Source organism: Bradyrhizobium sp. BR14999, assembly GCF_056106085.1.
Map to the genome: position 1 here is coordinate 4,117,756 of NZ_CM148536.1, position 13,362 is coordinate 4,131,117.

General features: G+C 64.5%; 14 protein-coding genes. 11 read left to right on the forward strand and 3 right to left on the reverse strand.

Translation table 11 applies throughout. From position 1 onward, the window contains the following. Window positions 1-37 precede the first annotated feature (37 nt). The 11 genes from flgB to ACR9YP_RS18870 all read left to right on the forward strand — a co-directional run bounded on the left by flgB (window position 38) and on the right by ACR9YP_RS18870 (window position 11,422). The gene (gene flgB / locus ACR9YP_RS18820; RefSeq protein ID WP_474220772.1) at window positions 38-442 is read left to right on the forward strand and encodes a flagellar basal body rod protein FlgB; all 405 of its coding nucleotides are present in this window, start codon (window positions 38-40) and stop codon (window positions 440-442) included. A gap of 18 nt (window positions 443-460) precedes the next feature. After that, complete coding sequence (gene flgC, locus ACR9YP_RS18825; RefSeq protein WP_128932833.1) at window positions 461-886, forward strand: flagellar basal body rod protein FlgC; 426 nt, start codon at window positions 461-463, stop codon at window positions 884-886. A gap of 16 nt (window positions 887-902) precedes the next feature. Further along, entirely contained in the window at window positions 903-1,211 is a 309-nt protein-coding gene (gene fliE, locus ACR9YP_RS18830) for a flagellar hook-basal body complex protein FliE (protein WP_474220773.1), read from the forward strand. Window positions 1,212-1,380: 169 nt separating this feature from the next. Next, window positions 1,381-1,644, forward strand: coding sequence for a flagellar biosynthesis protein FliQ (fliQ, locus tag ACR9YP_RS18835; RefSeq protein WP_011088555.1), 264 nt, complete (start codon window positions 1,381-1,383; stop codon window positions 1,642-1,644). 17 nt (window positions 1,645-1,661) lie between these two features. Continuing rightward, complete coding sequence (gene fliR, locus ACR9YP_RS18840; RefSeq protein WP_091897984.1) at window positions 1,662-2,432, forward strand: flagellar biosynthetic protein FliR; 771 nt, start codon at window positions 1,662-1,664, stop codon at window positions 2,430-2,432. Window positions 2,433-2,439: 7 nt separating this feature from the next. Next, window positions 2,440-3,519 (forward strand): flagellar biosynthesis protein FlhB, encoded by a 1,080-nt coding sequence (gene flhB, locus ACR9YP_RS18845; RefSeq protein WP_474220774.1) that lies wholly within the window; start codon window positions 2,440-2,442, stop codon window positions 3,517-3,519. 154 nt (window positions 3,520-3,673) lie between these two features. Further along, window positions 3,674-6,256, forward strand: coding sequence for a cell cycle histidine kinase CckA (gene cckA, locus ACR9YP_RS18850; RefSeq protein ID WP_474220775.1), 2,583 nt, complete (start codon window positions 3,674-3,676; stop codon window positions 6,254-6,256). A gap of 568 nt (window positions 6,257-6,824) precedes the next feature. Further along, the gene (locus tag ACR9YP_RS18855; protein WP_474220776.1) at window positions 6,825-7,814 is read left to right on the forward strand and encodes a Tim44 domain-containing protein; all 990 of its coding nucleotides are present in this window, start codon (window positions 6,825-6,827) and stop codon (window positions 7,812-7,814) included. A 458-nt stretch (window positions 7,815-8,272) separates the two neighbouring features. Then, complete coding sequence (gene ltrA / locus ACR9YP_RS18860; RefSeq protein WP_474221085.1) at window positions 8,273-9,634, forward strand: group II intron reverse transcriptase/maturase; 1,362 nt, start codon at window positions 8,273-8,275, stop codon at window positions 9,632-9,634. A 168-nt stretch (window positions 9,635-9,802) separates the two neighbouring features. Then, window positions 9,803-10,483 (forward strand): lectin, encoded by a 681-nt coding sequence (locus ACR9YP_RS18865; protein ID WP_474220777.1) that lies wholly within the window; start codon window positions 9,803-9,805, stop codon window positions 10,481-10,483. Between the two features lie 231 nt (window positions 10,484-10,714). After that, the gene (locus ACR9YP_RS18870) at window positions 10,715-11,422 is read left to right on the forward strand and encodes a glutathione S-transferase (protein WP_474220778.1); all 708 of its coding nucleotides are present in this window, start codon (window positions 10,715-10,717) and stop codon (window positions 11,420-11,422) included. A gap of 28 nt (window positions 11,423-11,450) precedes the next feature. On the opposite strand, the gene ACR9YP_RS18875 is transcribed toward ACR9YP_RS18870, so the two are convergent. From ACR9YP_RS18875 to ACR9YP_RS18885, 3 genes are all read right to left on the reverse strand, one after another. After that, a complete protein-coding gene (locus ACR9YP_RS18875; protein WP_474220779.1) occupies window positions 11,451-12,125 on the reverse strand; it encodes a methyltransferase family protein in 675 nt (224 codons plus the stop codon). Window positions 12,126-12,242: 117 nt separating this feature from the next. Further along, on the reverse strand, window positions 12,243-12,416 hold the full coding sequence (locus tag ACR9YP_RS18880) for a hypothetical protein (protein ID WP_164934497.1): 174 nt from the start codon (window positions 12,414-12,416) through the stop codon (window positions 12,243-12,245). Window positions 12,417-12,757: 341 nt separating this feature from the next. Continuing rightward, entirely contained in the window at window positions 12,758-13,231 is a 474-nt protein-coding gene (locus ACR9YP_RS18885; protein ID WP_474220780.1) for a hypothetical protein, read from the reverse strand. Window positions 13,232-13,362: the final 131 nt, after the last annotated feature.

Genomic DNA, 13,362 nt, shown 5'->3' on the forward strand with positions numbered 1-13,362 from the left:
ACCTCAAGGTCCGGAAGGGGCGGAAGGAGCCGCAACGATGTCCATCAACGACCTCCCGGTGCTGTCGGCGCTTCGGACCAAGATGCAGTGGCACCAGGAGCGCCAGCGCGTGCTGTCCGAGAACGTCTCCAACTCCGATACCCCCAAGTTCCGGCCGCGCGACCTGGTCGAGCCGAAGCTCGACAAGACCGGCGCCGTCACGGGCTCGATGGGGCCTCTCGCCCTTGTCCGCACCAGCGCCTCCCACATAACGCCGTCAGGCGCGGCCTCCGCATTCGACCAGAACAAGAATGCGGGTTTTGAGACCCGTCCTGCGGGCAACGCCGTCAATCTCGAAGAGGAGATGATGAAGGCCGCCAGCAACCAGATGGACTACGCGGCGGCGACCTCGCTCTATTCGAAGAGCCTGCATCTGCTCAAGACCGCGATCGGCAAGGGCTAGACCTAGAGGAGCCCCATCATGGCGAATGACAGCAGCGACTTTGCCCGCTCGATGGCGATCGCGACCTCCGGCCTGCGGGCCCAGGCCGGGCGCATGCGGGTGATCTCGGAGAACATCGCGAACGCGGATTCGACCTCGCAGACATCAGGCGGCGATCCCTATCGGCGCAAGGTGCCGACCTTTTCTTCCGCGCTCGACCGCACGCTCGAGGCGCAGGTCGTCACGCTCGGCAGGATCAAGCCCGACCAGTCCAGCTTCCGCGTCAAATACGAGCCGAACAATCCGGCCGCGGATGCGAGCGGCAACGTCAAATATCCCAACGTGAATTCTGTGGTCGAGATGACCGACATGCGCGACGCGCAGCGGTCCTACGAGGCCAATCTCAACATCATCAGTGCGACGCGCCGGATGATCCAGCGCACGCTCGACATCCTCAAGAGCTGAACAGGACATCTGAGCCATGGCATCACCGACAATCGCCGCCAATGCTTATGCCAGTCTCGCCCGCGTGCTGGAGAGCGGCGGCGCGGGAAAGGGCAGCGAGCCCAGCGGACAATCCTTCGCTTCGCTGCTGAAAGACGCTGTCGGCAGCGTCATGGAGTCCGGCCGCAAGTCCGACGCGCAGACGGTGGCGATGGCCGCCGGTAAGGCTAACGTGATGGACGTGGTGACGGCGGTCGCCGACACCGACGTTGCGGTGTCCACGCTGGTCTCGGTCCGCGATCGCGTGATCGCGGCCTATGAAGACATCATGAAGATGCCGATCTGATGAGGGAATGGCGCTCGCCCCAATCGTCATTGCGAGCGCAGCGAAGCAATCCAGAATCTTTCCGCAGGCGCCAGTCTGGATTGCTTCGCTGCGCTCGCAATGACGGAGATAGGTCTTCGCACCGCTTCAAGCGCGTGAGGAGGCGAGGAACGAATAAAGGAAGTTTGCAATGACCGGACCCGAAACCCTCGACGTCGCGCGCGATGCGATCTGGACCATCGTGATCGTGTCGTCGCCGCTGATGGTGGTCGGCCTCGTGGTCGGCGTCATCGTGTCGCTGTTCCAGGCGCTGACTCAGATTCAGGAGCAGACGCTGATCTACGTGCCGAAGATCCTGGCCATCTTCGCCACGATGCTATTGGCGCTGCCGTTCATGGCCGACTCGCTCCACGCCCACATGCTGCGGATCTCGTCGCGAATCATCGGCGGCTGAGGCAAGATGCGTAAACTATGCGCATCGACGTCTCGCTGCTGCCGGCGCTCGCCGCCTCCTTCATGCTCGCCTTCGCCCGGGTCGGTGCGATGGTGATGCTGCTGCCGGGCCTCGGTGAGACCAACATCCCGACGCGGATCAAGCTGTCGATCGCGCTGCTGCTCACGCTGATCATCCTGCCCCTGCATCGCAATGCCTATCAGGTCGACATGGGCTCGCTCGCGCCGCTCCTGGTCCTGATGCTGCATGAGATCGCGATCGGAATCGTGCTGGGCGCGACCGCCCGTGTGACGCTCTCGGCCCTGCAAGTCGCCGGCTCCGTGATCGCGCAGCAGATGGGGCTCGGCTTCGTCACCTCGGTCGATCCGACGCAGGGACAGCAGGGCGTGCTGGTCGGCAATTTCCTGACCATGCTGGGCGTGACCTTGTTGTTTGCCACCGACAGCCACCATCTGGTGATCGCGGCGCTGAACGACAGCTACAAGATCTTCTCGCCGGGCGAGACCGTCTCGAGCGGCGATATTGCCTCGCTGGCAACGCGGGCCTTCGCAGCCGCGTTCCGCCTGGGCTTGCAACTCTCCGGACCGTTTCTGGTGTTCGGCCTCGTCTTCAACATCGGGTTAGGTGTGCTGGCGCGGCTGATGCCGCAGATGCAGGTCTATTTCGTCGGCGTGCCGCTCTCGATCTTCGCGGGCTTTTTGGTCCTCGCCGTGGTGCTCACGGCGATGATGGGTACGTTTCTCGACTATTTCATCGGTGTCATGCACCAGATGATGCCGCTCAAATAGGTGATCGATGGCGGAAGACAACGATCCCGAGAGTCAAACAGAAGACCCGACGCAAAAGCGCCTCGACGATGCGCTCGAACGCGGCGACGTCGCCAAGAGCCAGGAGATCAACACCTGGTTCATGATGGCGGGCGGCACGCTCGTGGTTTCAACCTTCTCGGGCTCGGTCGGCAGCGGGCTGCTGACGCCGATGCGCAACTTGCTCGCCAATTCCTGGATGATCAAGACCGATGGCAAGGCTCTGCTCGCGCTGATGCAGCAGATCGAGTTCGCCGTGCTTGCGGCAATCGGCGTGCCCCTCTTGATGCTGGTGCTGGCGGCGATTGCCGGCAACATGCTCCAGCACCGCCTGGTGTGGTCGGCCGAATCCCTGAAACCCAAATTCAGCAAAATTTCGCCCGGCGCCGGCTTCAAGCGCATCTTCGGCAAGCAGGCGGCGGCGAACTTCCTGAAAGGCCTCGGCAAGCTGATCGCGCTCAGCGTGGTCATGACCATGATCCTGTGGCCGGAGCGGCATCGCATGGAGGCGATGGTCAAGCTCGATCCGGCCGCGATGCTGGGTGCCACCACCAGCATGACCATCCATCTGCTCGGCGCGGTGGTGGCGGCGCTCGCGATCGTCGCCATCGCCGACTATTTCTTCCAGTACCGCAGCTGGTTCCAGCGGCAGAAGATGTCACTCCAGGAGATCAAGGAAGAGTTCAAGCAGTCCGAAGGCGATCCGCACATCAAGGGCAAGATCAGGCAACTCCGGCAGCAGCGCGCTAAGAAGCGCATGATGGCGGCGGTTCCCAAGGCCTCCGTGATCATCACCAACCCGACCCACTATTCGGTGGCGCTGTCCTACGAGCGCGGCATGTCGGCGCCGATCTGCGTCGCCAAAGGTGTCGACAACCTCGCCTTCAAGATCCGGGAGATCGCGCGCGAGCACGACATCCCGATCGTCGAGAACGTGCCGCTCGCCCGCGCGCTCTACGCCACCGTCGACATCGACCAGGAAATCCCGACCGAGCACTACCATGCGGTCGCCGAAGTCATCGGTTACGTCATGCGGCTGAAGCGCGGATTCGGCGCCGGGCGGGGATAAAATGCCGGAAAAGTACCGGAAATGGCCGTAATCTGGGAATCAGCGTACCTTTCGCTCCTGCTGCCCTTGCACCTTTGGGTCCGATTCAGGCAGGGAGGACCCCGTGCGCCCCGGAGCGCGTTGATTCTCTGCCGACAGGCTGCGCCAGCGTGAAATGACTGCTGAGACCGACCACGACCTCACACGCGAGCCCGTTGCGGCGCACGAGCCGTCGCCGCGCTCGGGCAGCATCGCGCTGGTGTTGCTGGTGGCCGCCGGCCTCGTCGCGGTCGCCGTCGGATTGATGACGCTCGGGCGCGCGCAGGCGCAGCCCTATATCCTCGGCATCCTCGCCGTGCTGGCGATGGTCGGCTTGTTCAACCTGTTTGCCTTCGCCGCCGGCATCATCCGCTTCGCCGATCGTAATCTCGACGATCCCATCATTGCCCGCATCTCCGATCACTCGTTCGACGGGCTCGCGGTCACCGATGCGCGCGGGCATGTGGTCTATTCCAACGCGGCCTATCTGACGCTGACCGGCGCCACCGGTCCCCAGGACGTGCGCCCCGTCGAGCGCGTCTTCATCGGCAACCCTGACGTCTCCGAAGCCGTGTTCCGCCTGCTCAAAGCCGCCCGCGAAGGCAAGCGGCAGCAGGAGGAGGTACGCATCTCCGGCCAGGATGGCAACCAGGGCCGCTGGCTGCGCATGCGGGTGCGCCCGCTCGGCACCGGCAAGCGCGAGGCGAAATATGCGGTGTGGTCGATCGCCGACATCACCCGCGACCGCGAGCGCCAGGAGGACGTGTTCCAGGAGCTCCAGCACGCGATCGAATATCTCGATCACGCGCCTTGCGGCTTCTTCTCGGTCAATCCGGCCGGCGAGCTCGCCTATGTCAACGCGACGCTGGCGAACTGGCTGGACTACGACCTCGCCGAGATCGGCTCGGGCGGGTTGAAGCTCACCGACATCGTTTCCGGCGACGGCGCCTCGCTGCTGACCTCGATCGTGGCGGTGCCGGGCGAGGTGAAGACCGAGGTCTTCGACATCGACCTGCGCATGCGCACGGGCAAGACCATGCCGGTGCGGCTCTATCACAAGCTCGCCTTCGGCGCCGACGGCGCGCCGGGGCCGTCGCGCACGCTCGTGATCAGCCGCGCCCGCGACGAGCGCAGCGATCCCGACCGCGCCGCCGAGGTGCGCTTCATGCGCTTCTTCGACCACACGCCAATGGCGATCGCGACCGTGGATCGCGGCGGCAATGTCGTGCGCGCGAATGCGCGCTATGCCAAGCTCGGACAGGCGCTCGGGCTCGACAGCGCCTCCAAGTCGATCTTCCGCGCGGTCAATTCCCGCGACCGGCACCTGTTGATCGCGGCCATCAACCAGGCCGCCGAAGGCCAGGCCGACATCGCGCCGGTCGAGGTGGCGCTGGAGGGGACCAAGGAGCGCTGGGGCCAGTTCTTCGTCACGCCGGTCGATGCGGCCGAGAACGAGGCGGAAGCCGCCATCGTGCACATGCTCGAGACCACCGAGCGGCGCGCGCTGGAGAACCAGATCAACCAGTCGCAGAAGATGGAGACGGTCGGCCAGCTCGCCGGCGGCATCGCCCACGACTTCAACAACGTGCTCTCCGCCATCATGATGGCGAACGACTTCCTGCTGAACGCGCACAAGCCGACCGATCCGTCGTTCCAGGACATCATGCAGATCAAGCAGAACGCGACGCGCGCCGCGACGCTGGTGCGGCAGCTGCTGGCGTTCTCGCGGCGGCAGACGCTGCGGCCGCAGGTGCTCGATCTCGGCGATGCCTTGAGCGATCTCACCATGCTGCTGCGCCGGCTGATCGGCGAGAAGGTCAAGCTCGACCTCGTCCACGGCCGCGATCTCTGGCCGGTGAAGGTCGACGTCTCCCAGTTCGAGCAGGTGATCGTCAATCTCGCCGTGAACGCGCGCGACGCCATGCCTGACGGTGGCAAGCTGATCATCCGCACTGCAAACGTCAGCACCGAAGACGCGGGCAAGCTCGCTTACAAGGGCATGCCGGCCGCCGACTATGTCCGGATCGAGGTCGCCGACACCGGCACCGGCATCCCCGCCGACATCCGCGACAAGATCTTCGAGCCGTTCTTCTCGACGAAAGAGGTGGGCAAGGGTACCGGGCTCGGGCTTTCCACCGTCTACGGCATCGTCAAGCAGACCGGCGGTTTCATCTATGTCGATTCCGAACCGGGGCAGGGCACCTCGTTCCATATCTTCCTGCCGCGCCATCATGCCGAGCAGGAGGTGCAGGTCGAGCAGCCCGCAGCTTTGGTCAGCGCGGCCAATGGCGCCGCGAAGGAAGCCGCACCGGCGGCGGAAGCCAAGCCGCGCACCGATCTCACCGGGCAGGGCACCATCCTCTTGGTCGAGGACGAGGAGGGCCTGCGCGCCCTGAACGCGCGTGGCCTGCGCTCGCGCGGCTACACCGTGGTCGAGGCCGAGAACGGCGTCGAGGCCATGGAGGTGCTGGAGGAGGAGAGCGGCGCGATCGATCTCGTCGTCTCAGACGTGGTGATGCCGGAGATGGACGGCCCGACGCTGCTGAAGGCGATGCGGGAGAAGAACCCGGACATCAAATTCATCTTCGTTTCCGGCTACGCCGAGGATGCATTCGAGAAGAGCCTCCCCGAGGGCCAGCAGTTCGACTTCCTGCCAAAACCGTTTACGCTGAGCCAGCTCGTGGCGGCGGTGAAGGAAACGATGACGAAGGCTGGGTGAGCGTTGTGCCCGAGAGATTGCATTGACGCGCGACAACCTCCGCCGTCGTCCTGGCGAAAGCCAGGACCCATACCGCGTGATCTCTCGGTTGCGCACGCTGCCAATCCCGAACGACCAGCCTTCGCCAAATTGCCTCTCGGGGTAATGGGTCCTGGCTTTCGCCAGGACGACATCGGGAGTGTATGCGCGCGACTGCTTCAACACCGTCATTGCGAGCCACCGGGTCCGCGCAAAGCGCGGCCCGATGACAGGCTCTGCGAAGCAATCCAGGCCGTCTCCGCGGAAAGATTCTGGATTGCTTCGTCGCAAGGGCTCCTCGCAATGGGAGCTGCGCTCGCAATGGCGAGGAAAAAGCGGAAATCCCGTCGCAAAAGCGCCGGTATCCCGCGACCTCGGTTCCCCGCCCGGCCAAACCCCCGCCAAATGCGGCCAAACCCCCGCCAGATGCGGCCAAACCCCCGCCAAATATGGGCTTTTGCCACATCCCCGCGACTGAGGGCCGCAGCTTTAGGTTCCGAAACCGGCTTCACTTTTCGGGAAGTCTGCCCATCTTAAGGCGCACGTCCCCATGCCGGGGATTTGGGAAACGCACATGACTTTCTCGCATCGCTCCCGCAGTCTCTTCAAGACCATTGCCGTCGTGCTGGCGCTTGCGCTGCCGACCGCACTGGCGATCTCCTCCGCTGACGCCCGCGTCGGCGGCGGCTTCTCGTCGGGTTCGCGCGGCTCGCGCACCTATTCGGCGCCGCCGTCGACCACGACTGCGCCGGGCTCCACCTCGCAGTTCAACCGCACCTACACCCAGCCGGGCGCAGGCATGAATTCGGCCGCGACCGCGCCGGCGCGCGGCGGCCTGTTCGGCCGCGGCGGCGGCTTCCTGGGCGGCCTTGCGGCCGGCTTCCTCGGCGCCGGCCTGCTCGGCATGCTGTTCGGCGGCGGCCTGTTCGGCGGCCTTGGCGGACTGTCCTCGATCCTGGGCCTGATCATCCAGATCGCGCTGGTGGTGCTCGTGGTGCGGCTGGCGATGTCCTGGTGGCAGCGCCGCCACACGTCGCAGCCGGCCTATGCCAATGCTAATGCGGGCGCCGGTCAAGGACCGCAGCCGAACTATCGCAGCGGTCTTGGTGGCTTCGGCTTCGGAGCCAACAGCGCGCCGCTCGAGATCAAGCCGGACGACTATGAGGCGTTCGAGCGCCTGCTCGGCGAAATCCAGACCGCCTGGTCGAACGAGGACGTGGCCAAGCTGCACACGCTCGCGACGCCTGAGATGGTCTCCTATTTCGAGCAGGATCTCGCCCAGAACCGTTCGCGCAACGTCGTCAACAAGGTGACCAACGTCAAGCTGTTGCAGGGCGACCTCGCGGAAGCCTGGCGTGAAGGCGAGACCGACTACGCCACGGTGGCGCTGCGCTTCGGGCTCATCGACAAAACGGTCGACCGCAACACCGGCGCCGTGGTTGCCGGTAGCGAGCAGCCGGGCGAGGCGACCGAGATCTGGACGTTCGCCCGCCGGCCGAGCACCGGCTGGGAATTGTCGGCGATCCAGCAGACCAACTGATCGCTCGCGACACGAGGAACCAAGGCGTCGTGCTCCCGCACGGCGCCTTTTTCTTTGTGCGCCCAGCATGGGCGCACTCTTATGGGTGAAAGTCCCATCGTAAGCTGATCATGGCGAGCGAAGTGAAGCGCAACTGCATGAGGGCGACCGAATGTGGGGAGGAAGCGTGGATCGAAGCTGCGGGCCGATGGACAAGAACCGGATAGAAGGCGCTGCCGACCAGGGCGAGCGGGCAAAGGACCGCGAAGCTCTCATGATCAAAGGGAAGCGGCGTAGATCCGGCGGTCGTGCAGTGAAGGAGTGCGTTCTTACCTGGGGAGACCTTGCCTCACGTCCGAAAGGGCGACGGTGTCGAGCCGGAGCGAGGGGGCAGCAGAGGTCGTAGTAGCCGGGGGTACGGCGAGGAGCCCGCATCCCGGCGAAGGACCGAACGAGGAGGAGTGTTAGGCACCATGCCGATGTGGGGAGCACCGCGTCAGATGCCTGCGCAAGCAGGGCGGCTCGAGGAAGGACGCGGTGAAGCCGCGTGGGCCTCGGGCAGTGACGAAGCTCGCCGCCCGCGGCCTGCAAAGCAAAGCACGGGGTCGGCGCTGCTATTGGCGGCGCTGACGAGAGAGAACCTGCAACGGGCGTTGCAACGGGTGCGGGCCAACAAAGGCGCAGCCGGTGTCGATGGTCTGGATGTTGATCAGACTGCCGAACATCTGCGTACGGCGTGGCCCGTCATCCGGGAACAGCTGTTGCAGGGGACGTACCGGCCCAGTCCGGTACGTCGGGTGACCATTCCCAAGCCTGAGGGTGGCGAGCGCGAGCTTGGCATCCCCACGGTGACGGATCGGTTGATCCAGCAGGCGCTGCTGCAAGTGCTGCAGCCCATCCTTGATCCCACCTTCAGCAAGCATAGCTACGGCTTCCGCCCGGGTCGAAGCGCACATGAGGCCGTCCTTGCGGCGCAGTCATATGTGCAATCGGGGCGCCGGATCGTGGTGGACGTCGACCTGGAGAAGTTCTTCGACCGGGTCAACCACGACATCCTCATGGACCGTCTTCAGCAACGGATCGCAGACCCCGGAGTGATCCGGCTGATCCGGGCGTATCTGAACAGCGGGATCATGAGCGATGGCCTGGTTCAGCAGCGGATGATGGGCACGCCGCAAGGCGGGCCGCTATCGCCGCTGCTGGCGAATGTCCTGTTGGATGAAGTGGACAGGGAGCTGGAACGTCGAGGCCATTGCTTCGTGCGCTATGCCGACGATGCGAACGTTTACGTCCGCAGCCGCCGGGCTGGTGAGCGGGTGATGGCGCTGCTTCGGCGGCTCTACGGCAAGCTGCGTCTGACGGTCAACGAGACCAAGAGCGCAGTGGATTACGTGTTTGGTCGCAAGTTCCTGGGCTACAGCTTTTGGGTGGGCCCCGGCGGCGTGATCAAGCGCAAGGTCGCCGTCAAACCGCTGATGACGTTCAAGCAACGTATCCGGCAACTGACCAGCCGCAGTGGCGGGCGCAGTCTGCCGGACGTGATGGACCGCCTGCGGTCCTACGTTTTGGGCTGGCGGGCTTACTTCCGGCTGGCGCAAACGCCAAAGGTCTGGCGCGAGCTGGACAAGTGGCTGCGCCATCGGGTGCGTGCAATCCAGCTCAAACAATGGAAACGCGGCAAGACCATGTACAGGGAACTGATGGCGCTTGGGGCCAAACCGGATGTGGCGCGGCAGGTGGCGGCGAACAGCCGGCGCTGGTGGCGCAACAGCGGCATGCTCCTCAACGCCGCGCTGACCCTCGACTGGTCCAACCGGCTCGGACTACCCCGACTCTCATGACCTCAACTTCTCGAACCGCCCGGTGCGGACCCGCATGCCGGGTGGTGTGGCAGGGGAGCGACCATACAAGGTCGCCCCCTATGCCGATTGGGCGCCCCGCATCGGAATAAGCGGGCGTGCGCCGGGTTGAAATCAGGCGGCCAACGACAAGCACAACCGGAGGACAACATGATCCGCACCGAGAGATCCGTGACGATTTCTGCCCTCGCGCTCGCAATGGCCTTCCTCGCGGCGCCGTCGGCGCAGGCGCAATCGGCCGACATGACGTTCTTCGTGACGTCCAACGGCCCCGGCAAGGGTGCCGATCTCGGCGGCCTCGAGGGAGCCGACACGCAATGCCAGAAGCTTGCACAAGCCGCCGGCGCCGGCACCAAGACCTGGCGCGCCTATCTCTCGACACAGGCCGCCGACGGCAAGCCGGCCATCAACGCCCGGGACCGCATCGGCAAGGGACCGTGGCAGAACGCCAAGGGCGCGGTGATCGCCAAGGACGTTGCCGACCTGCACGGCGCGGCCAACAACCTCACCAAGCAGACCGCGCTCAGCGAGAAGGGCGAGGGGATCAATGGTGTTGGCGACCAGCCAAACCGGCATGACGTGCTCACGGGATCGCAACCAGACGGCACCGCGTTTGCCGGTCCGGACGATCGCACCTGCAAGAACTGGACATCGAGCACACAGGGCGTCGCGATGGTCGGCCATCTCGATCGACGGGGTCTGCGCGACGACGAGCCCTCGAAATCTTGGAACAGCTCTCACCCCTCGCGCGGTCCCGACGGCGGCTGCTCGCAGGCCGATCTGAAGAGCACCGGCGGCGACGGCCTGCTGTATTGTTTCGCGGCGAATTGAGACGCGAGCTGTCTCTTCCGTCATTGCGAGGAGCGTAGCGACAAAATTGCGAAGCAATTTTGCGCTGAAGCGACGAAGGAATCCAGAGTCTGTCCGCGGCGGCAGTCTGGATTGCTTCGCTGCGCTCGCAATGACGGAGTGTGCTGCGAGAGCGTTCCGTCCCGCACTGACGGAACCTTCTGCCGCATGCTACATTGGTCCGGTCGCCCGCAACGCTCACGGACTCCTCCCATGAAATACGAGCTCTATTACTGGCCCGAGATCCAGGGCCGCGGCGAATATGTGCGCCTGGCGCTGGAGGAAGCGGGCGCCGCCTACGTCGATGTCGCGCGCGGACCGCGCGGGACAGCTGCGATGATGAAGATGATGGACGCGAATGGGGGCACGCCGCCCTTCGCCCCGCCATTCCTGAAGGCGGGCAAGCTCGTCATCGGCCAGACCGCCAACATCCTGCTCTATCTCGGCGCCCGCCATGGCCTTGCGCCGAAGACCGAAGGCGGCAGGCTCTGGGTGCACCAGCTTCAGCTCACCATCACCGACCTCGTCGTCGAGATCCACGACACCCATCATCCGCTCGGGCCCTCGCTCTACTACGAAGATCAGAAGCCGCCGGCGAAGAAGCGCACCGCCGATTTCTGGAGCGAGCGCGTGCCGAAATATCTCGGCTATTTCGAGCAGCTTCTCACCGAGAGTGGCGGCACCTATGTCACCGGCCGCAGACTGACCTATGTCGATCTCTCGCTGTTCCAGATCGTCGCGGGGCTGCGCTATGCGTTCCCCAAGCGCATGAAGGCGTTCGAGACAGATATCCCAGGCCTCCTCGGCCTGCACGACCGCATCGCCGCACGGCCCAACATCAAGGCCTATCTCGACAGCGACCGCCGCATTGCCTTCAACGAGCAGGGCATCTTCCGCCGCTATCGCGAACTGGATGCTTAGCCAGTCCGGACGGCAGAGTGATCTGCCCTCACCAAACGCCCGGCACCAGGCGGTAGCGCACCCGCGCCGCATAGTCGGCATAGCCCGGCAGGCCTTCGCGCAAGGTGCGCTCCTCGATAGGGATACGGACCGCGAACAAGGCGATGAAGAGCGGTATCATCGCAAGTCCCCACAACGACCCAAGCAACAACGGCACACCGGTGAAGAACAGCACCATGCCGCTGTACATGGGATGCCGGACATAGGCGTAGGGACCGGTCGAGATCACGTGCTGTGCGCGCTCAGCCTGGAGCTTCACCACGGGCGCGGCAAACGAGTTCTCGCGGAAGACCCACATCGTGAACAGTGTCGAGGCCAGGAACAGCACGAGGCCGAGGACCTGGAATGCAATCGGCATCTCGGAGGATTGAATGCGCCGGTCGAGGCCCATCGCGACCAGCCAGGCCAGCATCGCCACGACAAAGACCGTCATGAACATTTTGTCGGCGGCGGGCTGATCCCGTTGCAGGACCGGCCGCAGACGTTCGGCGAGCAGAGCCGGATCGATCCGGTAGAGCCACCAGCCGCAGAGCGGACCGAGCAGGGCGGAGCTGGCGAGGAGCACCCAGGCCGAAGGCCAGTGCAGCGTTCCGGCGGATACGAACAGCAACGCGCCCATGCCGACGACGAAGATCGTGTTCTGCAACAGGAGGCGTGCGATCATGCGCAGGGTCCCGGGATGACCGCGCATGATAGTGGTCCTGCTATCCGGCAAAGATGCGGCCGGATGCGCAAAAGGCCCGATCGACCGGATCGGGCGCTTCAGCTTTGGCAAGCCTGATCAGGCGAGCTGATCGATCCGCGTGCCCTGACCCGGCGGCAGCGGCGCGGGCGGCTGCGGCTTGTAGGTCGGATCGTCGTCGTTGACCTTGGCCTGATCGTCCTGCTGCTTGGTCGTGTCATAGCTCGGAACCACGATCGCGATCGGTGGCGGCGCAACGGTGGAAACCTTCATCCGCAAATCCTCACACATGGAAACAATTGAGCCTGCCTCGCGAGGAGCGAAGTTTCCTTCAAGGCAATCGTTAAAATGCGAGGAAATTGGCTTGGTGGGATTGGGCTGCCTTTAGCTTCTGCGCGTGCAAGTCTTAAGAGAATCGCGGCTCTCTCCACCGTCATTGCGAGGAGCTCGCGACAAAATTGCGTAGCAATTTTGCGCTGATGCGACGAAGCAATCCAGTCTGTCTCCGCGGAAAGATCCTGGATTGCTTCGCTGCGCTCGCAATGACGGAATTCGTGGTGGGCGGCATCGCGACACGCGCGCCGTCACCCTGCGGAAAGCGGGGAGCCCCGCGTCTATTCGTCCTTGCCGCGCGTGATCGCGATGGACGCGTCCGACCTGGTGCGGCTGCATTCCATGTTGAGCCGCCGGTAACGCATGTTGATCTTGTCGCCGCGCAAAAGCCCCATCCGCTTCAGGCAACGTGTCGCGCCCGACGTGGTGTCGTCCTTCGTCACGGTGAAGACGATCGCGGCCATCGACCCCACCAGCGCATAGAACTCGGGCTTGGGCTTGCGATCGCCCTTGGCATAGAGCTCGATGGAATATTTGTCGCCGCGGCAGCCGACGGACAACTCCTTGGCCGCCGGGTGCGTCAAATAGACGATGTTGGCGGCCCGGAAATTCACCTTGAGCCGATCGATCTGGTTCGCCAGCTCCTTGGCGCTGTCGTCGCAGCGGTCGGCGCGCGCGGGGGAGGTGAGGGCCACAAGGCCGGTGATGGCGGCGGCGACCAGGATCGCGCCGCGGACGTTCGAGTTCAATGTCATGATGAAAAGCCCCTTAGGGCGCGCATTCAAGCGTCGGCGGACACGAAGCGCAAGGGTGAGCGCGGGCCTTTCCACGTGCTGTGCCAATGCCTTCCCGAGCCCTAGCCACCTCTCCCATGCGCACCGGTCCC